The organism is Arthrobacter pascens (genome assembly GCF_017052465.1).
In the GTDB taxonomy this organism is placed as follows: domain Bacteria; phylum Actinomycetota; class Actinomycetes; order Actinomycetales; family Micrococcaceae; genus Arthrobacter; species Arthrobacter pascens.
Window position 1 is genome coordinate 42,249 of the sequence record NZ_JAFHKT010000114.1, and the last position, 22,620, is coordinate 64,868.

At 66.8% G+C, this 22,620-nt stretch carries 23 protein-coding genes and 1 pseudogene; 15 read left to right on the forward strand and 9 right to left on the reverse strand.

Annotated features, from left to right (window positions below; all coding sequences use genetic code 11):
• Positions 1 to 23 precede the first annotated feature (23 nt).
• Positions 24 to 851 carry a hypothetical protein gene (locus tag JYA52_RS05110; RefSeq protein ID WP_205652124.1) on the forward strand — a complete coding sequence of 276 codons (828 nt, stop codon included), beginning with the start codon at positions 24 to 26 and terminating at the stop codon, positions 849 to 851.
• The gene (locus tag JYA52_RS05115) at positions 835 to 1,584 is read left to right on the forward strand and encodes a LamB/YcsF family protein (RefSeq protein ID WP_205652125.1); all 750 of its coding nucleotides are present in this window, start codon (positions 835 to 837) and stop codon (positions 1,582 to 1,584) included. The genes JYA52_RS05110 and JYA52_RS05115 overlap by 17 nt, the downstream gene beginning before the upstream one ends.
• Positions 1,585 to 1,606: 22 nt before the next feature.
• On the opposite strand, the gene JYA52_RS05120 is transcribed toward JYA52_RS05115, so the two are convergent.
• The gene (locus JYA52_RS05120) at positions 1,607 to 3,691 is read right to left on the reverse strand and encodes a M1 family metallopeptidase (RefSeq protein WP_205652126.1); all 2,085 of its coding nucleotides are present in this window, start codon (positions 3,689 to 3,691) and stop codon (positions 1,607 to 1,609) included.
• Positions 3,692 to 3,997: 306 nt separating this feature from the next.
• Positions 3,998 to 5,335: a DUF445 domain-containing protein gene (locus JYA52_RS05125; protein WP_205652127.1), complete on the reverse strand. Its 1,338-nt coding sequence runs from the start codon at positions 5,333 to 5,335 to the stop codon at positions 3,998 to 4,000.
• Between the two features lie 50 nt (positions 5,336 to 5,385).
• On the opposite strand from JYA52_RS05125, the gene JYA52_RS05130 reads away from it, so the two are divergent.
• The 4 genes from JYA52_RS05130 to JYA52_RS05145 all read left to right on the forward strand — a co-directional run bounded on the left by JYA52_RS05130 (position 5,386) and on the right by JYA52_RS05145 (position 7,842).
• Entirely contained in the window at positions 5,386 to 6,270 is an 885-nt protein-coding gene (locus JYA52_RS05130; protein ID WP_205652128.1) for a glycerophosphodiester phosphodiesterase, read from the forward strand.
• A 31-nt stretch (positions 6,271 to 6,301) separates the two neighbouring features.
• Positions 6,302 to 7,126 (forward strand): AzlC family ABC transporter permease, encoded by an 825-nt coding sequence (locus tag JYA52_RS05135; protein ID WP_240459971.1) that lies wholly within the window; start codon positions 6,302 to 6,304, stop codon positions 7,124 to 7,126.
• Complete coding sequence (locus tag JYA52_RS05140; RefSeq protein ID WP_205652129.1) at positions 7,123 to 7,434, forward strand: AzlD domain-containing protein; 312 nt, start codon at positions 7,123 to 7,125, stop codon at positions 7,432 to 7,434. The genes JYA52_RS05135 and JYA52_RS05140 overlap by 4 nt, the downstream gene beginning before the upstream one ends.
• 87 nt (positions 7,435 to 7,521) lie before the next feature.
• Positions 7,522 to 7,842, forward strand: coding sequence for a hypothetical protein (locus JYA52_RS05145; protein ID WP_205652171.1), 321 nt, complete (start codon positions 7,522 to 7,524; stop codon positions 7,840 to 7,842).
• 49 nt (positions 7,843 to 7,891) lie between these two features.
• Here JYA52_RS05145 and JYA52_RS05150 read toward each other — a convergent pair whose 3' ends face one another.
• Both JYA52_RS05150 and JYA52_RS05155 read right to left on the reverse strand, forming a co-directional pair.
• Positions 7,892 to 8,116, reverse strand: coding sequence for a hypothetical protein (locus tag JYA52_RS05150; protein ID WP_205652130.1), 225 nt, complete (start codon positions 8,114 to 8,116; stop codon positions 7,892 to 7,894).
• Between the two features lie 273 nt (positions 8,117 to 8,389).
• The gene (locus JYA52_RS05155; RefSeq protein WP_205652131.1) at positions 8,390 to 9,010 is read right to left on the reverse strand and encodes a TetR/AcrR family transcriptional regulator; all 621 of its coding nucleotides are present in this window, start codon (positions 9,008 to 9,010) and stop codon (positions 8,390 to 8,392) included.
• 110 nt (positions 9,011 to 9,120) lie between these two features.
• On the opposite strand from JYA52_RS05155, the gene JYA52_RS05160 reads away from it, so the two are divergent.
• Both JYA52_RS05160 and JYA52_RS05165 read left to right on the forward strand, forming a co-directional pair.
• Positions 9,121 to 9,447, forward strand: a complete 327-nt coding sequence (locus tag JYA52_RS05160; protein WP_205652132.1) for a thiamine-binding protein — start codon at positions 9,121 to 9,123, stop codon at positions 9,445 to 9,447.
• A gap of 43 nt (positions 9,448 to 9,490) precedes the next feature.
• Positions 9,491 to 10,168: an O-methyltransferase gene (locus tag JYA52_RS05165; RefSeq protein WP_205652133.1), complete on the forward strand. Its 678-nt coding sequence runs from the start codon at positions 9,491 to 9,493 to the stop codon at positions 10,166 to 10,168.
• A gap of 100 nt (positions 10,169 to 10,268) precedes the next feature.
• On the opposite strand, the gene JYA52_RS05170 is transcribed toward JYA52_RS05165, so the two are convergent.
• Positions 10,269 to 12,422, reverse strand: a complete 2,154-nt coding sequence (locus tag JYA52_RS05170; RefSeq protein ID WP_205652134.1) for a VCBS repeat-containing protein — start codon at positions 12,420 to 12,422, stop codon at positions 10,269 to 10,271.
• Between the two features lie 516 nt (positions 12,423 to 12,938).
• Between JYA52_RS05170 and lepB the strand changes: the two genes are divergently transcribed.
• From lepB to JYA52_RS05195, 5 genes and pseudogenes are all read left to right on the forward strand, one after another.
• Positions 12,939 to 13,481 carry a signal peptidase I gene (gene lepB, locus JYA52_RS05175; protein ID WP_205652135.1) on the forward strand — a complete coding sequence of 181 codons (543 nt, stop codon included), beginning with the start codon at positions 12,939 to 12,941 and terminating at the stop codon, positions 13,479 to 13,481.
• Between the two features lie 108 nt (positions 13,482 to 13,589).
• Positions 13,590 to 13,736 (forward strand): annotated as a pseudogene (locus JYA52_RS05180) (DNA starvation/stationary phase protection protein); the annotation flags it as partial.
• Between the two features lie 30 nt (positions 13,737 to 13,766).
• Positions 13,767 to 14,921 carry an acyl-CoA dehydrogenase family protein gene (locus JYA52_RS05185; protein ID WP_205652136.1) on the forward strand — a complete coding sequence of 385 codons (1,155 nt, stop codon included), beginning with the start codon at positions 13,767 to 13,769 and terminating at the stop codon, positions 14,919 to 14,921.
• Complete coding sequence (locus tag JYA52_RS05190; RefSeq protein ID WP_205652137.1) at positions 14,915 to 16,285, forward strand: PIG-L family deacetylase; 1,371 nt, start codon at positions 14,915 to 14,917, stop codon at positions 16,283 to 16,285. Before JYA52_RS05185 ends, JYA52_RS05190 begins: the two co-directional genes overlap by 7 nt.
• A complete protein-coding gene (locus JYA52_RS05195) occupies positions 16,275 to 17,027 on the forward strand; it encodes a glycosyltransferase family 2 protein (protein WP_205652138.1) in 753 nt (250 codons plus the stop codon). The genes JYA52_RS05190 and JYA52_RS05195 overlap by 11 nt, the downstream gene beginning before the upstream one ends.
• A gap of 22 nt (positions 17,028 to 17,049) precedes the next feature.
• Here JYA52_RS05195 and JYA52_RS05200 read toward each other — a convergent pair whose 3' ends face one another.
• Both JYA52_RS05200 and JYA52_RS05205 read right to left on the reverse strand, forming a co-directional pair.
• The gene (locus JYA52_RS05200; protein WP_205652139.1) at positions 17,050 to 18,144 is read right to left on the reverse strand and encodes a YihY/virulence factor BrkB family protein; all 1,095 of its coding nucleotides are present in this window, start codon (positions 18,142 to 18,144) and stop codon (positions 17,050 to 17,052) included.
• 146 nt (positions 18,145 to 18,290) lie between these two features.
• Positions 18,291 to 18,743, reverse strand: coding sequence for a hypothetical protein (locus tag JYA52_RS05205; protein ID WP_205652140.1), 453 nt, complete (start codon positions 18,741 to 18,743; stop codon positions 18,291 to 18,293).
• A gap of 188 nt (positions 18,744 to 18,931) precedes the next feature.
• Here JYA52_RS05205 and JYA52_RS05210 point away from each other — a divergent pair, with 188 nt between their 5' ends.
• Positions 18,932 to 19,459 (forward strand): hypothetical protein, encoded by a 528-nt coding sequence (locus JYA52_RS05210; protein WP_205652141.1) that lies wholly within the window; start codon positions 18,932 to 18,934, stop codon positions 19,457 to 19,459.
• A 70-nt stretch (positions 19,460 to 19,529) separates the two neighbouring features.
• On the opposite strand, the gene JYA52_RS05215 is transcribed toward JYA52_RS05210, so the two are convergent.
• Positions 19,530 to 20,576 (reverse strand): NAD-dependent epimerase/dehydratase family protein, encoded by a 1,047-nt coding sequence (locus JYA52_RS05215; protein ID WP_205652142.1) that lies wholly within the window; start codon positions 20,574 to 20,576, stop codon positions 19,530 to 19,532.
• A 192-nt stretch (positions 20,577 to 20,768) separates the two neighbouring features.
• Here JYA52_RS05215 and JYA52_RS05220 point away from each other — a divergent pair, with 192 nt between their 5' ends.
• A complete protein-coding gene (locus JYA52_RS05220) occupies positions 20,769 to 21,683 on the forward strand; it encodes a sigma-70 family RNA polymerase sigma factor (RefSeq protein WP_205652143.1) in 915 nt (304 codons plus the stop codon).
• On the opposite strand, the gene JYA52_RS05225 is transcribed toward JYA52_RS05220, so the two are convergent.
• Positions 21,578 to 22,522: a glycosyltransferase family 9 protein gene (locus JYA52_RS05225; RefSeq protein ID WP_205652144.1), complete on the reverse strand. Its 945-nt coding sequence runs from the start codon at positions 22,520 to 22,522 to the stop codon at positions 21,578 to 21,580. The two genes, JYA52_RS05220 and JYA52_RS05225, sit on opposite strands and share 106 nt — an antisense overlap.
• Positions 22,523 to 22,620: the final 98 nt, after the last annotated feature.

Below are 22,620 nucleotides of genomic sequence, written 5' to 3' on the forward strand. Positions count from 1 at the left end.
GCTGCTCCGAGGTAGAGGTGAAGATGGCCAAGCGACGCAACCCGGCGATGAGAATCGCACAGGAAACGGCACACAATGCCGTGTTCGATGCCCACGGCAATCCCAAGCCCGGCGTGCACAATCTGCTGCTGCGGGCTGTGGACATCCAGAGGCCCTTGGTGGTGGCCAACATCCGCAGGCTCCAGCGGCGCGATCCGCATGCCTCAGCCGCAAAGCTTGCCGACAGGCTGGAACGCGACTATCTGGCTGCTGTCACAGGCGGCGGCGCCCTGGTGGGTGCCACGGCCGTGGTCCCCGGAGTGGGAACCATCGCCTCGCTCGGCCTTTCGGCGGCAGCCACGGTTGCCTTCCTCGAGGCGACGGCGCTCTACGCTACATCCCTGGCCGAACTCCACGGCATCAGGATGACTGACCCCGACAAAGCCAGCACCCTGGTCATGGCCGTGATGCTGGGTGAGGAAGGGACTGCGCTGCTCGGGTCACTCAGCGGCCAGGCACTCGGCAAGGGGAAGGGCGCCACCCAGGCCTGGGGAAACGTCCTGGCCCGCAAAATGCCCTCATCGGGTTTCGGCTCCATTCGCGAGCACGTCCAGAAAGTCTTCCTGCGGAGCCTGCTGAAGCGCCAGGGAACAGCGCTCTTCGGCCGGGCACTGCCGTTCGGAATCGGCGCGGTGGTGGGCGGAGCAGGCAACCTCATGATGGGCCGGGCCGTCGTGGCCAACGCCAAGGAAGCGTTCGGCCCGATGCCGGACACCCTTCCGGGTGAGTTGCGGGCCACTGCGCCGGCAACCGAAGGAAAGGGCCTCTCGGCTCCGACGAATGAAGGTGGCAACGGTGGATCTGAACGCTGACCTGGGCGAGTCCTTCGGCTCCTGGCGCATGGGCGATGACGCCGCCATGTTCCAGTTCGTCACCAGCGCGAATGTGGCCTGCGGCTTTCACGCCGGGGATCCTGTCACCATGCTGGACAGTTGCCGGGCAGCCTTCGAACTCGATGTCACGGTGGGTGCCCATGTTGGATACCGGGACCTTGCCGGCTTCGGGCGGCGATCCCTGGACATGTCCTTCGACGAGCTGTTCGGGGATGTCCTCTACCAGCTGGGAGCGCTGGACGGAGTGGCGCACGCCGTGGGCGCGTCTGTCGACTACGTCAAACCCCACGGTGCCCTGTACAACCGGACGTTCCATGATGCGGAGCAGGCAGCCGCCGTCGTGGCCGCCATCCATGCCTATGACGAGGGACTGCCGGTTCTCGGACTGCCCGGATCGGAACTGCTGAAGCACGCCGGCGACGCGGGCCACCCCGTCTTCCGCGAGGCGTTTGTTGACCGCGCCTACCTCCCGGATGGCACCCTGTTGCCGCGGTCGCAGGACGGTGCCGTGCTGCACGACGTCGGCCCCATTGTTGAGCGCGCCGTCCGCCTGGCACTGAAAGGCGAGGTGGTCGCAGTGGACGGCACGGTGGTGCGGGTTGACCCGGATTCGCTGTGCATCCACGGCGACACCCCCGGAGCCGTGGGCATGGCCGCCGCGGTGCGCGCGGGTCTCCAGGATGCCGGAGTGGAGCTTCAGCCCTTCGCCTGACAGGCCGCCCCTGAAGCGCGGCCTACCGGGGCTTGATCCCGGATTCCAGCCGCTGCTCCAGCAGGCGTGCCGTGCCGGGTGCACCGCTCTGCTGCCCGAGGGCCTGGCGGTCCACGGGGCTCAGCCCGCTTGGCTTGGACGGGGTGTAAAGCCAAATTGTGAAGAACTCGGCCAGATCCCGGCCGGCGAGCCGCTCGGCAAGCTTGATGAAGTCGGCGGTGGAAACGTTGCCTCCGGAGTTCGTCTCAGTCCACTCCTCCAGAATGTCGAAGAAGACCCCGTCACCCACCAGCGCGCGCAGGGCGTGCAGGGTCATGGCACCGCGCGCGTACACCGCGAAGTCAAACAGGGCGGCCGCCCCGGGGTCGCCGATGGTGACCGTCCAGAACGGGGCCTCAGCCGGGAGTGCACCCGCGTAGAAGTCGAAGATCTGCTGCGGGGTTTCCCTGCCCTCGTGCCCGCTCCAGAGCCATTCGGCATACGTGGCGAAGCCTTCGTTCAGCCAGATGTCGCGCCACGTCTCGACTGCGAGGTCGTCGCCCACCCACTGGTGGGCCAGTTCATGGACCACTACCGAGTCGCCGCTGAGCTGGTCGGCAAAGAAGTACTTCGAGTAGATCGGCCTGGTCTGGTTCTCCAGGGCGAAGCCGAGCTGGTCCAGGTCGTCCACAATGCCGCCGGCCGCCGTGAAGGGATAACGGCCAAAGTAGCCGGACAGGAAGCTGATGATTTCCGGCTGCCTGTCGAACGATGCCTGCGCGCGGTCACCCCGCGATGGAGGCCCTTCCCTGCCTGCGGTCCACCCGTCCTCGTTCGGCGGGCTCCCTTCGGGCGGCCCTGATGCGGCCCAGCCGTCCATGGTGTTGCCGTCATCCTCGAACGATGTGGTGCCTTCCCCGGTGGAGACGCCGATGTCGTCAACGAATACGCCGTCGAAGGGGAGGACGTCGTCGCTCACGTAGGTGATGGAAACCTCCACGTCCTTTCCGGCGAAGCGGCTGAGGTTGACCCCCCATGATTCCCAGCCGGAGCTCGGCCCCGTGGCAGCCCACCAGTGTCCGCTGGTGCCGGTCGATTTGCACGTCCCGTTGCCCTGGTCGGTCAGGTAGTGCTTCAGGAACGGGTGCAATGCCAGCCTGCCGGGGCAGGCGATCCCTGGGTCGCTGCTGGTGTGGCCGGTGTCGTCTTTCAGCGTGGTCCAGTTGTCGGTGCCGGCCGGGCGTGCTTCCACGAAGGTGAAGTCGTATGCGTTTTCGATGTCCCGTTGGAGCCAGAAGGAGACGGCTGCCCCGGCCTTCGGGACGCTGATGGTCCTCGTGAGGCGTGCGTAGGAGTTCAGGCTGCTGTGGGACCAGGCGAAGTTCTTCCCTGTTTTTGCCTTCACGACAGGGCTGAACAGGTCGGGATCGATGGCATCCACGTAGCTGATGCGGTCTTTGGTGTACTTATTGAGCTCGAACTGGCCCACGCTGGCGGTCGCGAGGTACGTGGCCATGGGTTCGTCCGCCTGCCAGGTCCAGGTGGCCTTGCCGTTCGCCGTTACATGGTCGCGGAGCACCCCGTTGGCCACCACTTCGCGCCCCTCGGGGACAGTGATCCGGAAGGTAAAAGCTGCCTTGTCCAGCGGGTGGTCATTGGCCGGGAACCAGGTGGCGGCCACGTGCGGTTGTCCGATCACCAGTGAGCCGTCGTCGGTATGGAAGAACCCGGAGGGGCCGAACTGGTCTATCAAAAGCCTCGGCACCCCGGAGTAGGCTATTTCGGCCTCGAATTTCGCCCCGTTCCGGATGCCGGTCCCGGGTGCCACCGTGAGCTCGCTTCCGCTGCGTGTGTATGGCGCGCTCTGGCCGTCGACTTTGACGGAGTGCACATCCAGCCCGTCCAGATCCAGGTTGAACGACGAGAGGTCTTGCGTGGCGTGGGCACGGATGGTGGCCGAACCGTCTAACCCGCCGGTTGCCGGGTCATAGCTGAGGTCAAGCACGTAGCGGGTGACGTCGTAGCCGCCGTTGCCGTCGGAAGGGTAGTACGGATCGCCAAGGCCCGGATCCCCGGGCTGGAAATTGTCCTCGGCGGCCGTCGCAGGCGCCGTCAGTGCCGTGGCCAAAAGCAGGCAGGATAGCAAGAGGCCAGCCCTTTTGGAGGGCCGGCCACAGCGGGCGTGCCGGCCCGCCGCCGAGGTGAAGGGTAGGGACTTCATCGCTCCTCATTCAAAACTCCACGGTGGGAACACGGCGCCGGCGCCGAGCTGGCTCGGTGCCGGGGAACGATCGCCGGCACAACGGCCGGGGCGTACTGTAGCCACAAAAATGCGCCTGACAGCTGGCCCTGTCAAGGGTGAATTGGTCGAGCGGGAATTGGTCGTGTCCCGGCTCCCGTCCGGGACGGCGCTGAGGTGTCAGCCCGGAGGGCCTTAGCCGAACGCCAGGTGTGCCACCGTGAAGATCGCCAGGCCGGCCAGCGAACCCACCACCGTGCCGTTGATCCTGATGAACTGCAGATCCTTGCCCACTTGCAGTTCGATCTTCGAGGACGTCTCGTCCGCATCCCAGCGGGCCACGGTATCGGTGATCACGCCGGCAATGTCGGAGCGGTATGTCCGGACGAGGTATCCGGCGGCGTCGCCGATCCAGGCGTTGACCTTGCCGGCCAGCTCGTCGTCGCCGACGAGCCGTGCCCCGAAGTCGCGCACGGCGGCCTTGAATTTCACGGTCAGCTCGCTGTCGGGATCGTCGACGGCGGCGAGGAGCGCGCCCTTGATGGTCGCCCAGGTCCGGGAGGCGAGTTCGCGGACTTCCGGATCTCCGAGGACCTGCGCCTTGATGCTTTCGGCGCGGGCAATCATGGCGGGATCGTACTGCAGGTCCTGGGCCAGGTCCGTCAGGTATTTGTCGATCGACTTGCGCACCTGGTGCTGCGGATCCGATTGGACTGCGCGGGTGAACTTCAGGATCTCCACGTAGACCTTGTCGCCCACGAGGCCATCCACGAAGCTGGGTACCCATTGGGGAGAGCGGTCGGTGACAAGGCGGCTGACGGTCTCATGGTTGTCCGCCACCCAGTCCGCCGCCCGGTCCACCAGCAGGTCAACGAGTTGGTGATGATGGCCGTCGGCGAAAATCCGTTCGGCCATCCGTCCCACCGGAGGCCCCCATGGCGGGGTAAGCAGATGCTTGCGGACCATGCTCTCGATGACTGCCTGGACGTCGTCGTCGTTCAGGACCTTGAAGGTGCCACGGATGACGGCAGCGCCCTCCTTGGCCACGCGCTCGGCACCGCCCGGCCCGGACAGCCACTGGCCCACTCTGCCGGAAACGTTGATGCTGGCGAGTTTGTCCTGCACCACCTGTTCGGAGAGGAAGTTGGTTTCCACGAACTCTCCCAGCGATGCCCCGATCTGGTCCTTGCGCCGGGGAATGATGGCGGTATGCGGGATCTTCACGCCCATCGGGTACTTGAACAGGGCCGTCACAGCGAACCAGTCCGCGAGAGCGCCCACCATGCCGCCCTCTGCCGCGGCCCTGACATATTCCAGCCAGGGGTACTGCTTCTGCAGTGCAAACGCGATGACGAACACGACGGCCAGGGCGATCAGCAGGGAGAGCGCCACGAGCTTCATCTTCCGCAGTGCGGCGGCCTTTTCGGCGTCTCCGGGGCTGAGCTGGTGCGGCCCGACGGCAGGACCCGCTTGGCGGGGAGGGCCGGAGGGCGGGGCGGCTGTCTGCGTGGTTGGCTCAGAATTCACCTGCATGTGCCCAGCCTAGCCCCGCTTCACCGGCAGCAGTCGGCTAACGTGTCAGCATGACAACCGACGAGTCACTTCGACCCCGTCCCTTGGTCTACGCGCACCGGGGCGCCAGCGCGGATTTCGCGGAGCACACCCGGGCGGCCTATCTTCGGGCCCTTGCCGAAGGTGCTGACGGCGTGGAGTGCGATGTGCAGCTGAGCCGGGACCAGCACGTCGTCTTGCTGCACGACGCGAATCTGGACCGCACCTCGGACGGAACCGGGCCTGTGGCCGAAAGGACCATCAACCAACTGCGGTTGCTGGACTTCTCGTCGTGGAAGGGCGTCCGCATCCCGGAGGAATACGGGCCCCGCTCGGACCAGTTCCTCACCCTCCCCGACCTGCTGGACCTCCTTCGGGATTCCGGGCGGGACATCGGACTGGCCATCGAACTGAAGCACCCCAGCCCTTACCAGCTGAAACTAGAGGATCGGGTGCTGGAAGTCCTTCGGGCAGAGGGGTGGGATTCGCGGACGTCCCGGCTGGACAACATCAGCATCACCTTCATGAGTTTCAGCCCGGATGCCGTGCGCCACCTGCGGAAGGCGGTGCCCCCTGAATTCATCTGCCAACTCGTGGACGACGTCAATGTCGCTGGAATCCGGGAAGAGCTGGGTCTGGGTCCGCTGACGGGCGGCGCCGTTGCGAACGTCATGAAGGCCGCCCAGCTGGAAGGCGAACGGATCATCAACGACTGCGAAGTCGGCATCGCCGGGCCCGGCATCGGGTATGTCCGCGAGCACACCGGCACTGTCCGGCGCTGGCTGGATTCGGGCCGCAGATTCCGGGTGTGGACTGTGGATGCCGAGAAGGATGTGGCGTTGTGCATTGGGCTCGGGATCCACGAGATCACCACGAACAGGCCAGCCCAGGTTCTGGCCCAGCTACAGCCGGCTTAGTTCCTGCGCGCCGCTGTGATTGAGTGGTGCCATGCCCATCACTTGGCCTGCCCGGCTACTGGGGTCCCCGGCGGTTCGCGTGGGCCTGTCCATCAGCGTCGCCACGGGACTGTACGGCGTTTCGTTCGGCGCCCTTTCGGTGACCTCCGGCCTCGACTTCTGGCAGACCATGGCCCTGAGCCTGCTGCTGTTCAGCGGAGGCTCACAGTTCGCGTTCATCGGCGTGGTCGCCGGCGGCGGATCCGGACTCGCCGCGATGGGAGCCGCCACCCTGCTGGGAATGCGCAACGGAATCTATGGCATGCAGCTCAACGTCCTGCTGCGTCCTACGGGATGGCGGAAGTACGCAGCCGCCCAGCTGACCATTGACGAATCCACCGCAACGAGCACGGGGCAGACGGACCCGGCAGAACAGCACCGCGGATTCTGGACCGCGGGCATCGGCATCTTCGTGCTGTGGAACGTCTTCACAGCCGTCGGGGCCCTGGCCGGCGGCGCCCTGGGAGACCCCAAGCAGTGGGGGCTCGACGGCGCTGCAGTGGCGGCCTTCCTGGCCCTGCTGTGGCCCCGCCTGAAGGGCAGGGAACCGGTGGCCATCGCCATCGTGTGCGCACTCGCCACCGTGCTGGCAGTGCCGTTTGTCCCGGCCGGTGTGCCGATCCTCGCCGCCGCGGCAGTGGCCGCCCTCATCGGGTGGTTCAGCCACGGGCCCAAGGATGAGGGGTTGGAGCCGGACATCGATCCGTACACGGTGGGCCACCACGGCCACAGCCACGGGCCCGGCCACGGGCCCGGCCACGGGCACAAACAGACGCACAACCAAGAACCGGGGACCGCGACGGGTGATGCCCGATGAACCTCTGGATGTGGTTGCTGCTGTCGTGCCTGTTCGCCTATGCATGGAAGCTCGTGGGGTACCTCGTACCGGCCACCCTGCTGAAAAACCCGCGGACGTCGCGGATCGCCGGAACAATGACGATCGGGCTGCTGGCCTCATTGACGATCGTCAACGCGGTGGCGGAGGGACAGTCCCTGCTCCTGGATGCCCGCATCGGCGCGCTGGCGGCAGCCGCCGTCGCACTGCTGTTCCGGGCTCCCTTTCTGGTGGTTGTCATTGCGGGGGCGGGAGCGGCAGCCCTGCTGCGGCTTGCCGGCTGGAGCTGACGCCCGGCATTGACGTGTGACGCTGGGTGTGAATGAGTAGATCGTGAGATGGAGCCCGGTGTTGTTGAATTCAGAGAGGACGGACTCATGGTGAATGACAAATCAACCCCGGAGGAATCAGGGGCCCACAGGGATGTCCACGAAAAGTCGGGAGCCCCGTACATTGAGGTGAGCGGATCCCAGGCCACGAGGGAACTCCGCGACACGTCACGCCGGCGCCGCGAAGCCGAGGAAAAGCTGCAGCAGCATCTGATGGAAGCCAAAGAGCACGCCCACGAGGCGGAGCATGCGGCTCACAAGAAGCCCGACCCGGCGGAGGGGGCGGGCCACGAGTCTGCTGTCCACGACAAGAGCTCCCATGCGAAGAAGGCGCGGGACGCCGCGGACACCAAGGGCCAGGATTCATAGCGGGGCACGCAACGGCGTGCCGCGCTTGAAGCCGGATGGTTGAGGCCTGTCAGGCAGCCCCGTAGGCGCCCGGCGATTCCGGCGTCGACCGCCGGCCCAGTTCCTCGACAGCGAGGTCGTACCAGTCCTGGGCTCCCAACACCGGTTTGGGGGTGTCCAGATTGCGGTACAGCGCGTCCACGATGATGCCCAGTTCCTCGGTGGAGGCTGCTGTCAGGGTTTCTTCCGGATCGCCGGAATGGTTCATGAAATGGGCGAGCTGTGAGCGGTTCATGCTGACCCAACCGGCCGGACCCGATTACACGTGAAGAGTGCCATTGTGTGCTCCGTGCAAAGTATTTCTACCCGAGGCTGGCTGCCTAACCACTGGTCTGCCCAGCTTACTGTGCCTGCCACGACAAGGGAATAACCCTGGCCGGATGAAGCGTGCTGCGGATCGGCCGCGAGTGGGCGGCGGCGGTGCCGGGCGGGGGCCAAGTGTACGTTCGCGCTCAACCTGCGTGCCGGGTTAGCGCGAACGGACAGTTGAGGCCCTTGTTAGTCGAAGTTAGTCGAACTGGGTTCCCGGCAGCGGCACCTGGGGAGGCAGTTGGCGGACCGGGCGTTCCCAGCGAATGGCATCTTCGACAAGCGCTGCCGGCCGGCGCCAGGCATCGGAGCCCGGTTCCATGGTGTCAACCACGCCGATCAGCATGGCGAGGAGACGGACCATGTCCGTCAGCGAGATGTCTGTGCGGAGCGTGCCCTGCCCCTGGCCGCGGCCCAGGAGGATTCCCACGGATTCAATCAGGCTGCCGGTGATGCCGGTCAGGAGATCACGGCGGCCGGCAACGGCACCGAGCAGGTTGGCGTTCTCGCTTGCCGCAGCCATGACGGCATCGATGACACGGAACAGCCCGTCGGCGGCATCCTGGCCCGCCAGTGCGACGTCGATGACGGGATCAACGGTGAGACGGAGCTGGCGGTTCAGTGCCGCCAGAACCAACTCTTCCTTGTCGGAAAAGTTGCGGAAGAGCGTCGCTGGACCCACTCCGGCTGTGGTGGCGATGGTCTGCAGGGGAACATCCGGTCCATGGTCCCGGAAGCATTCCCGGGCCGCATTAATGATCTTGTCCACATTGCGGGCAGCATCGGCACGAAGGGGCTTGCGCTCGACTGCGAGGTTCATAACTAAAGGTTAGCAACGCGGTGTCCCGGCTACTTCGTTACCGATTGGTAGTTCCAAATATGACGCAGCGCACGTCCCGCTGCCGTTTTCCGGCATGCCAGACTAATCCTATGTTGCTTGCATTTTCAGTTGCCCCGTCCGGAATTCCTGCCGATGAAGCCTATGCCAAAGGGGACGCTGACGGCTCGGTGCATGACGCGGTTGCCGCCGCCGTCAAGGTGGTCCGGGACTCCGGGCTGCCCAACAAGACCGACTCGATGTTCACCACCATCGAGGGCGAATGGGACGAGGTTTTCGCCGTGGTCAAACGCGCCACCGAGGAAGTAGGAAAATACGGCAGCCGGGTTTCACTCGTGATCAAGGCCGATATCCGTCCCGGCTACTCCGGCGAACTGACGGCAAAGGTGGAACGGCTGGAAAGCGCCATCGAGGGGTAGGGCAGGTCTAGCATGCCAGTTCCGAGGCTGGGAGACTGGGGCCATGTTTGAGCACAAGGCGCGGCCCGAGTGGGTGGCCGTAGAAGAGTTCCTGTCCGACGTCGTCGTACATCCCGACCGCGCGCTGCAGCGCGCGGTGCAATCCGCCGTCGACGCCGGGATGCCGCCGATCGAGGTCACGGCGAACGCCGGAAAGCTGCTCAAGCTGCTCGTCGGGGCCTCGGGGGCCCGGCGCGTCCTGGAGATCGGCACGCTCGCGGGATTCAGCACCATTTGGATGGCCCAGGGGCTTCCCGAGGACGGGCGGCTGGTGACGTGTGAATACCTCGCCAAGCACGCGGAGGTGGCGCGGGCGAACGTGGACGCTGCCGGTCTCGGCCACAAGGTGGAGATCCGGATCGGCGCCGCGCTCGACACGCTGGCCGCGCTCGAGACGGAGGGCGTCGAGGCCTTCGATTTCGTCTTCATTGACGCTGACAAGGAAAACAACCCCCGGTACCTGGACTGGGCGGTCCGGCTGGGCCGGCCGGGCACCACCATTGTGATGGACAACGTGGTGTGGGAGGGCGCGGTGCTGGATCCCTCCATGGACGAGGTCAATGCGCCGGGGATCATCGACGCGCTGAAGCTGATGGGGGAGGACAGCCGTTTGGATGCCACCGTCATCCAAACCGTAGGGTCCAAGGGCTGGGACGGCTTCGCGCTGGCCGTGGTCCGCTAGCTGCCCTGTCCCGGCAGGTTGCTGCGGACGCCGCTCATAAGCGAACAGACAAAAGCACCGCCCGCGTACTTGGTACGCGGGCGGTGCTTTTGTTGGGAGGTTAGCCGAGGACGTTCATGACGTTCCAGCCGCCACCCACCCGGACCCGGTTGGGGAAGGTGCCGGCACCGTCGCCCATGTAGGACCAGAGGACTCCGCTGGTGTCGCGGGCCACGAGGTCATCGCGTCCGTCGCTGTTGAGGTCTGCGGCGCCGCTGATGGCGTTCATGATGTTCCAGCCTGCGCCGGCCCTGACCCGGGTGGGGAAGGCGCCGGCGGCGTTGCCCATGTAGGACCACAGAACTCCGCTGGAATCCCGTGCCACCAGGTCGGCGTTGCCGTCGCGGTTGAGGTCACCGGCGGCACTGATGGCCATGGTGCCCCAGCCTGCGCCGGCCCTGATCCGGGACGGGAAGGTGCCGGAGTTGTTGCCGCTGTAGCTCCACAGGACGCCGCTGGAGTCGATGGCGAGCAGGTCATTCCGTCCGTCGCCGGTGATGTCGCTGGCCGCGCTGATGGTCTTCATGGTGTTCCAGCCTGCGCCGACGCGAATCCGCGTCGGGAAGGTACCGGAGCCGTTGCCGCGGTAGGTCCAGAGGACGCCGCTGGAGTCGCGGGCCACGATGTCAGCCCGGCCGTCCCCGGTGAGGTCACCGGTGGCGCTGATGGAATTCATCGTGTTCCAGCCGGTACCGACCCTGACCCGGGTGGGGAAGCTGCCGGAGCCGTTGCCCATGTACGTCCACAGCACGCCGCTGGAATCGCGGGCCACCATGTCGGCACGTCCGTCTCCGTTGAAGTCCTGCGAGACGCTCGTGACGCCGGTGCCGGTACCGATGCGGACGTTCCGGTTGGCAACGACGCCGATGTTTCCGGCCGCATCAGTGGCGCGGACGCTGAAGGTGTAGAAGCCGTTGGTCTGGGCGTCCCAGGTCTTGGGCGACGAGCAGGTCGGATCCCAATCGCCGTTGGTGGGCAGCAGCCGGCATTCGTACCGTGCCTGCGCATCAGGGCTGCTGAAGGTCAGGCTGGGCGTGTTGTCCAGGCTGGGCGTGGACGGGAACGGTGCCGTCACGGAGACCGCCGGCGCCGTGGTGTCCACCGTGAACCTGAGCGTCCCGGAGCTCTCGGCGCCGGCACGGGCCTGTACGCTGTGGGAGCCCTGGGCCAGCGGTGCCAGTGTAATTGAGTATGTGGTACCAGTCACTGTGGCGGCCTGCGCGGGGCCGCCGTTGACGCTTACCTCCACCGGTCCGGTCGTGCCTGCCGGCAGCGTGCCGGTCAGCGTCGGCGTGGTCACGTTGGTGACGTTGTCGGCCGAGGAACGGCCGCTGTCGCTGGCTGCGGCCAGGTCCGGTGTGGAGGGACCAGCCTCAGTGCCCTCGGCGATCAGCCCCTGGACCGTGAACAGGTTCGCCGTCACCGTGTCGATGCCGGGACCGCCGGCGTCCGGTCCGTCCACCTGGACGAAGTTGTTGCCGGACGGGGCTCCCGTAACCGGCCGGGCGGTGTCGATACTGCCGATGGTGCCGGCCTCTGCGCCGACCTGCTGGAGGAAGGCAGCTGTGGAACCGGTGGTGTACGCCCCCAGGAAGGCGGCACCGACTCCTGCCCAATCGCAGGCAGTTGTGGCGGTCGGTGCGCAGCCCTCGTCCAGGGTCACGTTGATCACCCCGACGGAATCTGCTTCGAAGGTGTGGACGCCGTACGGGTGGGTGATGGTGTACGACGCTCCGGCCTGCAGGCTGTCAAAACGGAACCGAAGCCGGCCGAAGCCCATCTGATCGCCGTCGATCACTTCTTCGTTGGCGTGTGCTGCTTCGAGAGCGGCTTCGTAGGAACCGATGCTGCCGACATCGGCCGCGGCAGCAAACCAGAACGCTTCATCAGGGAAGTTGTCGGGGTAGGAAACGGGCGCCTCCGGGTTGGGCGGCTCGGAAAGGCAGCCCTTCCCTACTTCGTAGCAGAGCTGCAGCTTGACGGTGCCGTCCGAATACCAGGTGGGAAAGCCGTTGGTCTGGTCCACGGGACCCATGCCGGCAGTTGCGGCGCTGCCCGGGACGGCGGCGAGCGGTGCGAGCGAGGCGGCCAGCAGGGCACCGGAGACGACGGCGGCGAGACGGCGGGCGGTTGTCGTCATCGGCTGGCGGTGTGCCCGACGTGCGCTGCGCGCTCCGTCTGGCATCTTGGGCCGGTCTACAGACTTGGAAAACATGGTGACTCCTCAAATGGACACTCGATTAGTGGCCCCCAGTACCTTCAAGGCCAGGCCAGGAAGCGGATTCCCTGCCACCGCCACAGTGGCGAACAGACCTTGGATTAATCTCGGACGGGAGACGCCGGTATCCCTGTTTTCCGGGCTTGAACTGCCGTTTCATGCCTGAATGTCCGGAAATCTGCGCCAATCAGCGGGTCGCCGGGCCCGAAGCGGCCGGAATACGGCACGGCGCCCGGCGGTCCTCGTCTCTGTCCAAGTGCTGGCAATTCCCGGGTTGGCCCTCCGCGGTAAGGGGCGGCCAGCCCTCGCCCGCGAATTTAGCCATCGATTTGAGGGGGCCCAATTGGGGGTGGCGCCGGGGCTGCCCGTGCTTGTGCCGCACAACCCCAGCTTTTTCCAAGAACGGCCGATCATGCTCGTGCCAGTCCCCTCGAAAGGAGACACAGTCATGTCCGTTTCCCGACGACACCTCCTGTCAGCGCCACAGACGGCACCACAGGCGGAACTTCCCCCATGGGCCGGCTAGCACGCCACGCAGCGGCCCGGCCGGAAAGGTCCGCCGGGACGTTCCTCCGGCACGTTCGGAGCAGGAAAACCGCGACGGCGGCAGTGCTGGCGGCAGTCCTTCTCGCCACCCGCCTGTGGGTTCTTGAGCCCATGACGGTCAGCTCCGAAAGTATGGAACCAGCGTTGCCCCGGGGAAGCATGGTCCTGCTGTACAAGCCCGGCCCGCTCCTGGGAGGCCTCAGGGCCGGGGACCTGGTGGTATTCAGCAGCCCCGAGGACGGGCGCCCGACGCTTAAGCGCGCCATCGCGTTCCAGGGCCAGTCGGTTGCCATCGAAGACTCAGTCCTCATTGTGGATGGCAAACCGCAGAGTGAGCCCGGCATCGACCACAGCCGCATCGACGGCAGTTACTTCGGTCCCGTCATGGTCCCTGCCGGCCACGTCTTTGTGCTCGGCGACAACCGGTCCGGCTCCATCGACTCCCGGGCCTATGGCAGTGTTCCGCTGGATCAGATGCAGGCCACCGTGGCATGGCCATCCGGGGGATAGCGGACTGAACGCAGACATCACGGCGTGCACCGCAGAAGATAAGTATGCTGGGAATCAGCGTGACCGGCCGTACGCGGCCGGAGCCTGTCAACAGCAGCGGAGGAAGTAATGAAAGCGTCCCAGGCCCTGGCCGGCAATCTTCAAATGGTTCTCAACGATCTGATCGAACTCCATCAGCAGGGAAAACAAGCGCACTGGAACCTGGTGGGCACCAACTTCCACGGCCTGCCGGACGGCCGAAGCTCGTCCGCCGCTGTGACTGTGCCCGCGGAAGACTGAGCCGCTGTGAACCCGCCGCATCGCCGCTGGCAGGCAGTCCGCATCAGCTCGACGCCGGAACAGCTCGCGGAGCTTGATCCGACGCTGGAGTCGGTCGCCGCCGCTGTGGAGGACGTCCCGGCGCTGCTCGCTGCAGCGAACGAGGCGGGCAAATCCGCGCCGAAGCCGGGTGGCGGGGCCACCGCGCAGCTGTGGGAACTGCTGGCATCCGTCGCCTCCATTGACGTGGCCGCAGGACGCATCCTTGAACCTCACCTTGACGCCGGTGCCATACTGTCGCAGGCCGGAAAGGCGGACTCCTTCACCGGAACCTGGGGAGTCTTTGCTGCCGAGGCGCCCGGCACACGCCTGGCTGCGCAGCCCGGAGACCAGCCCGGAAACCGGCCCGGGGGAGTGCGGCTCACCGGGTCCAAGCCATGGTGCTCGCTGGCCCAGTTCGTGGACCATGCAGTGGTCACGGCGCACACCGCAACGGGAGGCAGGGCCGCCTTTGCCGTTGACCTCAGGGATGCCGGCGTGACCTGCACGGACCCCGAGTGGACCAGCCGGGGCCTGCGGGAAATCCCCAGCGGCACAGTCCATTTCGACCGCGTGGCGGCGGTGCCGCTCGGCGATGACGGCTGGTACTTTCAGCGCCCGGGATTCGCATGGGGCGGCATGGGGGTGGCGGCGTGCTGGCTGGGCGGTGCCGTTGCGCTGGGCCGGTATTTCAAGGCCGCACTGATTCGGGGCGCCCAATCCCAGCGGGAGCCCGATCAGGTGGCCCTCGCCGGCCTGGGCGAGGTGGACAGGATCCTTACCTCCACCTCCCAGTACCTCGCCCGGGCGGCTGAACTGATCGACGGCGGGCGGCCTGGAAGCGTCGACGCACCTCCGGCGCAAGCGCAGGCAGAACAAGCAGAACAAGCACAGGCAGAAGCGGGAGGCGGGCCGGCCGCCGGCGCGTGGAGCGAGGCGCTCCGGGTCCGCGGGACCGTTGCTGCCGCCGTCGAACGCGTCCAGCTCCTGGTGAGCCAGAACTTGGGGCCGGGACCGCTGGCCTTCGACGACCGGTACGGAAAATGCATGGCGGACCTGTCACTCTACGTGCGCCAGCACCATGCGATGCGTGATGACGCCCAACTCGGCGCCCTGACCCTTAAAGGCGAACACCCGTGGTGACCTTCTCGCACACGGACGCCGGCACGGATGAAGCGGCCTGGGCCGGCAGCGCGCTCGCCGGAATTGGCGAACTGCCGCTGGGGCCGGACGAACTGGCCGGCATGACGTTCATCCTTCTCGCGGCCCATCCGGATGATGAATCGCTCGGGGCGGGCGGCCTCCTGGCAAGGCTCTCCGGAGCCGGCGCCGCCGTGGAAGTCCTGCTGTGTTCGGCAGGGGAAGCGTCCCATCCCGACTCTCCCACCACAACGCCTGAGCAGCTTGCGGCCGTCCGGCTGGCTGAGTTCGGCGCTGCGATGTCCGTGCTCGGCCTGGCAGGGCGCTGGCAGTTCCTCGATCTCCCGGACGGCAGGCTGGCAGAACATCGCACATCGGTCACCAACAGTCTGAGCCTGGCAGTGGACCGGCACCCCGGGCCTCCGGAACGGCTCGTGCTGGTTGCCCCCTACCGGGAGGACGGGCACCCCGACCACGAGACTCTGGGAACGGTGGCTGCGGACGTCGCGGACGCCGGCGGCCACGGGCTGCTGGAATACCCCGTCTGGTACTGGCTGTGGGCGACGCCGGAGCAGGATGCCTGGCGGGACTGGGTGCGGCTTTCGCTCACCGGGCAGGAGCAACGGGCAAAGCGTGCCGCCATGCTGGCACACTCCTCCCAGGTGCAGCCGCTGTCGGGACACCCCGGCGATGAGGCGCTCCTCACGGACCGGTTTCGGGCACATTTTGAGCGTCCCTTCGAGGTCTTTGCGTGGCGGCACCCGGTTTCCGGAACCCGGAGCGCCCGCGACGCTGAGGGCATCTTTGATGCGGTGCACAGCGAGGCTGCCGACCCCTGGGGGTATGAGGACAGCTGGTATGAGCGGCGCAAGCGCGCGCTGACCCTCGCTGCGCTGCCGGAGCCACAGTACGACGCCGGACTGGAAGTCGGCTGCTCGATCGGAACCCTGAGCGCAGAGCTGGCACAGCGGTGCGGGCGGTTCCTCGCCGTGGATGCCAGCGGCGTTGCCCTCCTGGCGGCTGCGCGGCGGCTGGCTCCGCACCGCGGCGCCGAGGCACGGCAGCTGACGGTTCCGCGCCAGTGGCCGGACGGCCGCTTTGACCTGATCGTTGTCTCGGAAGTCGGCTATTACCTGGCGCCGTCCGAACTTGCGGAGCTGTTCGACCACATCGCCGCAGCGCTGACGCCGGGCGGAACGCTGCTGCTGTGCCACTGGCGGCACCCCGTTTCCGGCTGGGAGCTCGACGGCGACACAGTCCACGCGCTGGCCAGGACCCGCCTGCGGTGGCCCACGGCGGCACTGTATACGGAACAGGACTTTGTGCTGGAGACGTTCGCCGCGCCGGAGCCTGTGCATGGCGCCTGAGCCGGGCCGCCCGCGAATCGCCCGGGTGGACGTGGTCATGCCCGCGCACAATGAGGAACGGCACCTGGAGCAGGCACTCAGTGCCATCCAGGCAGCGGCCGCCGCGCTGGAAGCGCGGCGGCCCGGCACCGACGTCGGAATCACCGTCGTGCTGGACCATTGCACCGACCGTTCGGCAGAGGTCGTCTCCGCTTTTGCCGGCCTGGACACCCGGATCACGGTGTTGTCCCGGCCGTTCCGCAATGCGGGCGCCAGCAGGGCAGCCGGTGTGGCCGCAGCCCTGCTGGGCCGTCCGTCCGCCCTGGAGGAGACGTGGCTGGCCAGTACCGACGCAGACTCGTGCGTCCCGGACAACTGGCTGTGGCGCCAACTCGAGTTCGCAGACTCCGGCTGGGACGTGGTGCTGGGGTCGGTGGAACCTGACCCGGGCGGCATGGACCCGGAAGTTCTCCGCCGCTGGCGCGCCAGGCACCCGTTCGGCGAAGATCATCCCCACGTTTACGGTGCCAATCTTGGCGTTCGGGCCTCGGCCTACCGGCACGCGGGAGGGTTTCCGGAGATTCGCTCCGCCGAGGACAGAATCCTGGTGGAGCGCCTCCGGCGCCGGGGCTTCGCAGTCGTGGCAACGGACACCATTCGTGTCGTCACTTCGGGACGAACCGCGGCCCGGGCGCCCCGCGGGTTCGGCGCCTATCTGCGCGCCATCGGCGTCGAGGCCGGCGCCGCACTGCGAAGCGGGTAGCGGCGGCCGGCGCCGCACTGGCTTACTGGGTGTCGGCGCGGTCCTGCCCGTCCTGCTTGCCGCTGTGCTGTTCGCGGAGTTCGCGTCCGTGCCGGATGTCTTCTTCCTCCTTCTCCTGCAGTTTGTCGCTCTTCTTCGTGTCACGGGGCGGCAGCTGGATGGTTTCCTCCGCCTCAATGCCGGCCTGGAGTTGCCGGCCGCGCTCCATTTCAGCGTCGAACTCCGCGCCAAAAAGCAAGGACATGTTCAGGATCCACAGCCACAGGAGCATGACGATCACGCCGCCGATTGCCCCGTAGGTCTTGTTGTAGTTGCTGAAGTTGGCCACGTAGAAAGCGAAGCCCAGCGAGGCCAGGACGAAGGCCAGCAGTGCAATGAGAGATCCAAGGCTCATCCAGCGGATCTTCGGCTGTTTGACGTTGGGGGTGGCGTAATACAGGATCGCGATGACCACAATGACGAGCAGGATGATGACCGGCCATTTTGCGATGTTCCATACGGTCAGGAACACGCCGCCTAGTCCGAGGACCCCGCCCACGGCTTCTGCCACCGGACCGCTGACCACCAGCATGGCGGCGAGCAGCGCGACGATCACCACGGAAAGCACAGTTACTCCGAGCATGGTGCCGCGGAGCTTGACGAAGCCGCGGCCTTCGTCGATTTCGTAGATCCGGTTCATGCCCCGGCCGAACGCGTTCACGTAGCCGGAGGCGGACCAGAGAGCAGTTGCGAGGCCGATGACAAGGGTGAACCCAGCCGCCGGCGAAGCGGTCAGTTCCTGGACCGGCTCGCGGATGGTGTCAATGGTGGAACCCGGCGCTATGCCTTGGGCGATGTCCAGGAGCGCCGCCGTCGTTTTCTCCGCGTCGCCAAAGATTCCCAAGAGCGAAACCAGGGCGAGCAGCGCCGGGAAAAGCGAGAGGACAGCGTAGTAGGTGAGGCCTGCCGCGAGGTCGGGGCACTGGTCCTTCGTAAACTCGCGCAGCGTCTTCTTGGCGATGTACTTCCAGGAAGGCTTGGTGACGTCGGTGGGGCTGTCGGGCTTGCGTTCGTCGTCCGGGGCAGGTGCTGTGGACGCCTTCGCTGTACTGGATTCCGGGGCTTCTTTCGTGGCCATGGGGCCATCCTTTCGGGCACGTGCAGGCGGCAAGGCCCGCGTCGCGGCGGAACTGCCTGCAGATCAATCCTGCATTTCAATGGGGTCAGGCGGGCTGGATGTTGTTCTTCGCTTCCGCGTTCTGCGGCGAACCGCCCAACGCGGGCCTAACCGGGATTCGACCGGTCGCGTGTGAGCGGGTCACTGCCCATGGGGTCGTCCGCGAGCTCTTTTCCTGCCAGCGGATCGTTCGCAAGGTGTGTTCGGGACTGCCTGTCTTCGGCCAGCTGGGGGGAGTCCAGAGGGTTGGCGGTGCGGGGCGCTGGGACGGAGGCAGCTCCACTGAGCCCGGCCGTGGCGGCATCAGGGCCGGGAAGGTCGACCGGGCGCGGCGGTACAGACGCGCCCGCCGGGGGAACGTAGCGTCCGGAAGCGGCTTCAGGCGCCGGAAGATCCACCCGAGGCGGTGGCACGGCCCCGCCGGCCGCGGGAACGAAGCGCCCGCTGGTGCCGGATGAATCCGCTGCGCTGTGCAGGGGATGAGCGTGGTGGGGAGCCGAGTGCTGCGCGGCCGAGGCTTCAGGCTGACTCCCGTCCTGCGGCCATTGGTTCTCTGTCATCATCGCTCTCTTTCAAAGAAGGTGGGCTGCTGATCACAACCGGCATTACTCGCTATAAATAGTAAGCATGATTACTATTAGATAGTAAGTACCCCGATTGCCGTTAGTTCAATCGGCCGAGGGGGGCTGCACCTGGCCTTCGACACGTCGGCCGGCCCGCGATGGATATGGAGAGAGGTGGATCCACGGTGGACACAGCCGCCTGGGTTTGGATCGTTGTCGGAATTGTCGTCGTGGCACTGATCGTTGTGCTCCTCATGACGAGCCGTAAGCGCAAGGAGGCGTTTAGGCAGAAGCGGGATGAAACGAACCGCCAGCACGCTGCGGAAATCCGCAGAGAGGCGGAGAACGCGGAACTGGAGGCCCGGGAGAATGAGGCCCGGGCGCTGCGTGCGAAGTCGGACGCAGAGAAGGCGCAGGTCGAGGCTGCGAGGCTGAAGCAGGAAGCCGAGCAGCGCCAGTCCGAGGCGCAGGGCCTTCGCAGCGATTCGGAGAAGCATATGACCAAGGCGAACGCGCTGGACCCGGACGTCGATGAAGAAGGCCGCAGGCGTCCGGGGACGGTCATCGACCCCGGCCAGAGGACTGACGCCCCGCGCAACACCAGCGCCGACACCCGCGCGGACACCCGCGCCGACACCCGCACCGACTCTGACTCCCGGCCTGCCGCTGGGCCTGGCCCGATGGATGCACGAAAGGACAGCCCCCGGGAGTAGCGGAAGGCAGTGCCCCCTTTTTGCCGGGGCCTATTCCGGCGGGGGCCTATTTTGGCGGCGCACTGCCAGTCTAGGGCCGTCCCCGCAGCGAGCGCCGCGGCTTCAGCGGCGGGGACGGGGCGAGGCCGGCACCTGCTCCCATGCCCTCGATCACTTCCCGGATGGCATCGAGGGACGACGTCCTGGGCTCCCAGCCGAGCTCGTTGCGGGCGCGTGCCGTGTCCATGATGGGCGCGCCGGCGGCCATCTCGACCCAGCCTGAATCTGTCTGCTGCAGGTGGAGGCGCCACGTCGCATCCACCAGGGCGTGCAGTAAGCGCACGGGAATGGGCAGCACCCGCCGCGCGTGGAAGAGGTGGGCAAGGTTCTGTGGGGTGACCACCGGCTCGGCCGCGACGTTGAAGGCCCCGGCGGCCCTGCGCTGGATGACCCGCCAGTAAGCGTCAGCTACGTCGTCCGCATGCACCGCCTGGAAGACGAGCTCGTTCGGAATGGGCAGGATGGGCAGGGCCGGGCGGCGCGGAACCAGCCGGGGATGGACCATTCCCAGGAAGTACCGTCCGATCTCGCTTCCGGCATCGCGCTGGAAGATCAGCCCCGGCCGCAGCCTGGCCACCGTGACGGAAGGATTGTCCCAGGCGAACCGGTCCAGGAGCCTCTCCTGCTCGGCTTTGTGCCGGCTGTAGTGGGAGCCGGCCATGCCTCTGGCGGGCCAGCCTTCATCCACCCGCCGATTCTTGTCCGCCGCGCTGTAGGCGCCGACTGACGAGGCGCACACCAGGTGCCCGACTCCCGCTTCCTTCGCTGCGGCCAGCACGTTGGCCGTGCCCGCGACGTTAGTGCGGTGCAGCACTGCAAGGTCGCGGTTGGGCTGCACCTGCCAGGCCAGGTGCACCACCGCATCAACTCCGGCGAACGCTGCGCGGATGGCGCCCTGATCGCGCTCCAGGCCCACGTCCGCCGCGTGCCACTCCACGCCGGCGTAGGGGGCCCGCGACGTGTCCGGCATCCGGCGGCTGATGCCCACCACGTCCGGTCCGCCGTCGGGCTCCTGCTGCAACCTGCGCAGCAGGGCGGTGCCCGCATTTCCACTCGCTCCTGTGATGGCGATTCGCATGTCATATCCTCCGTGGACGCGTTGGATCCTGTCCGGCGGCGCGTTCGCTGGTTTCATCGGTTACCGCCGTATGCCTGTGCTTTCCCGAGCCTATCGCCTGGGAGACATTGTGTAATAAGCACGCTTATGATTTCCTACCTTTGAGTCTTGCCGCAGGCTTTCTTGTGATCCAGGTCAAAGGAATCCCCGACAATGCCAGAGAATCCTCCCCATGCCACCGTGGACCACGCCCGGAAGGGTGACCCTGTACCCAAAGGCGCCTGCCACGGGCCTGCTGGGCACCGCACCAGGCGCCCTGCCCAGCAGGCCGGCCGCCTCCACGACGCCTTCCAGAATCAACTCGTCCTGAGCTACCTCGACCTGGCGGAGTCTCTCGCCGCGCGCTTTGCCACACGGGGACGGGACCGCGCGGACCTGGTCCAGGTCGCGTACCTTGGGCTGGTCAAGGCGGCCAGGGGGTTCGATCAGAACAAGGGCGAGAGTTTTCCCGCCTACGCCGCACCCACGATCAGCGGCGAGTTGAAGCGTTTCCTCAGGGACCGCTGCTGGGCGGTCCGGCCGCCGCGCCGGGTGCAGGACGTCCGGACCCAGCTGTTGCGGATGGCACCGGACCTGACGCAATCCCTGGGCCGCGTTCCCACTGACCAGGAACTGGCAGCTGACATGGGGGTGTCGGTTGACGAAATCAGGGAAGCCATGGCAGCAGGGAGCAGCATGCATCCCGATTCTCTCGACAATGCAGACCCATGGGGCGGGCCGCCGATGGCCGAGGCACTGGTTTCCCCCGATGCCCCCATTGAACGCCTGGAAGAGCTGGTCTGCCTGAACGAGGCGATCCAGGAGTTGGAAGCCGATGACCGGGAACTGCTCTACCGGCGCTACTTTCGGGAAGAGACACAATCGGAACTGGGGCAGCGGTTCGGCATCTCCCAGATGCAGGTGTCCCGCCGGCTGTCGCGCATTCTTGTCTGCCTGCAGCACCGGTTGCTGGCTGAAGAGGATCAGTCCAGCGATAGTCCCCGGACGGCTGCCAGAACATCCTCCACCGAGACAGCCAGGAGAGCAGGGTCCGGCGAGGCAGCGAAGATGTCCCCGCGCCGTGCCTGACCATCCGTGAGCACCACGTGCGGCCCCGGCGGCGGCCCCCACAGCTCCACCGGAGCCGGGCCGAACAGCACCACCGAGGGGCGCGAATAGGCTGAGGCAAGATGCGCCGCACCCGTGTCGGCAGAGACCACCAGCCTGGCCCCGGCAACGGCCGCCACGAACTCGGTGAGCCGCAACGCGCCGGCCAAGACGTGGCTCTCCGCGAGCCCAGACAGCCGTGCGACCTCCACGGCCCGGGGACGTTCGGCTGCACTGCCCGTGAGGACTACCCTGTGCCCGTCGGCTGCCAGTTGGCGGGCCACGGCGGCGAACCTTTCGGCAGGCCACAGGCGGCTGCCGTAGGCCGCGCCGACGTGCAGCACCGTGGCACCCGGGCAGGGGCTGGCCACCGCTGGCTGGCGCAGCCGGTAATCGGCGGCGTCAGCTTCGATGCCATGCCACCGCAGCAGGCGCGCCCAACGCTCACGTTCATGGAGGTCCTCCATCCACGGTGGGCCCGGCCTGTCGGCCGTGCGGTGGCCCAGGATGGTGCGCGGCCTGATTTCCGCCAGACGGCGGTCGCTTTCCGGCCCGCTGCCATGGAGGTTCACCGCAACATCAACCCGCCCGGCCCGGACGGGAATCGGAACGTCCAGGCCGTGGGTGGGGAGCAGTTCGAACCCGTCCACCAAGACGAGCGCCTCCGCGAGCCAGTCCTGTGCCGCGTAAAGGAGGCGGTGTTCCGGGTAGGCGCGCCGCAGCGCATGGAGTGCCGGCACCGCAACGAGCAGATCGCCCAGTTTCAGCGCCCGCAGGACCAGCAGGATGGGCTGTCCGCCGTTGGCGCCCGGTGTTTCCACTGTCTGGCCTCCTCTGCTGAAGGCTGCCCCGGCAGGCCGCCTGACGAGGAGTCTAACCGGAAGAAGTGGGTGGCTGGCTGTTTAGCTCCTTTCCTGAG

Bases quoted from the DNA above. Each gene is read 5' to 3' on its own strand.
- JYA52_RS05110 (WP_205652124.1), top strand. From the start codon at position 24: ATGGCCAAGCGACGCAACCCGGCGATGAGAATCGCACAGGAAACGGCA.
- JYA52_RS05160 (WP_205652132.1), top strand. From the start codon at position 9,121: ATGTTGCTTGCATTTTCAGTTGCCCCGTCCGGAATTCCTGCCGATGAA.
- JYA52_RS05200 (WP_205652139.1), bottom strand. From the start codon at position 18,144: ATGGCCACGAAAGAAGCCCCGGAATCCAGTACAGCGAAGGCGTCCACA.
- JYA52_RS05140 (WP_205652129.1), top strand. From the start codon at position 7,123: ATGAACCTCTGGATGTGGTTGCTGCTGTCGTGCCTGTTCGCCTATGCA.
- JYA52_RS05195 (WP_205652138.1), top strand. From the start codon at position 16,275: ATGGCGCCTGAGCCGGGCCGCCCGCGAATCGCCCGGGTGGACGTGGTC.
- JYA52_RS05150 (WP_205652130.1), bottom strand. From the start codon at position 8,116: ATGAACCGCTCACAGCTCGCCCATTTCATGAACCATTCCGGCGATCCG.
- JYA52_RS05205 (WP_205652140.1), bottom strand. From the start codon at position 18,743: ATGACAGAGAACCAATGGCCGCAGGACGGGAGTCAGCCTGAAGCCTCG.
- lepB (WP_205652135.1), top strand. From the start codon at position 12,939: ATGGGCCGGCTAGCACGCCACGCAGCGGCCCGGCCGGAAAGGTCCGCC.
- JYA52_RS05215 (WP_205652142.1), bottom strand. From the start codon at position 20,576: ATGCGAATCGCCATCACAGGAGCGAGTGGAAATGCGGGCACCGCCCTG.
- JYA52_RS05125 (WP_205652127.1), bottom strand. From the start codon at position 5,335: ATGCAGGTGAATTCTGAGCCAACCACGCAGACAGCCGCCCCGCCCTCC.
- JYA52_RS05145 (WP_205652171.1), top strand. From the start codon at position 7,522: ATGGTGAATGACAAATCAACCCCGGAGGAATCAGGGGCCCACAGGGAT.
- JYA52_RS05130 (WP_205652128.1), top strand. From the start codon at position 5,386: ATGACAACCGACGAGTCACTTCGACCCCGTCCCTTGGTCTACGCGCAC.
- JYA52_RS05165 (WP_205652133.1), top strand. From the start codon at position 9,491: ATGTTTGAGCACAAGGCGCGGCCCGAGTGGGTGGCCGTAGAAGAGTTC.
- JYA52_RS05170 (WP_205652134.1), bottom strand. From the start codon at position 12,422: ATGTTTTCCAAGTCTGTAGACCGGCCCAAGATGCCAGACGGAGCGCGC.
- JYA52_RS05135 (WP_240459971.1), top strand. From the start codon at position 6,302: ATGCCCATCACTTGGCCTGCCCGGCTACTGGGGTCCCCGGCGGTTCGC.
- JYA52_RS05220 (WP_205652143.1), top strand. From the start codon at position 20,769: ATGCCAGAGAATCCTCCCCATGCCACCGTGGACCACGCCCGGAAGGGT.
- JYA52_RS05155 (WP_205652131.1), bottom strand. From the start codon at position 9,010: ATGAACCTCGCAGTCGAGCGCAAGCCCCTTCGTGCCGATGCTGCCCGC.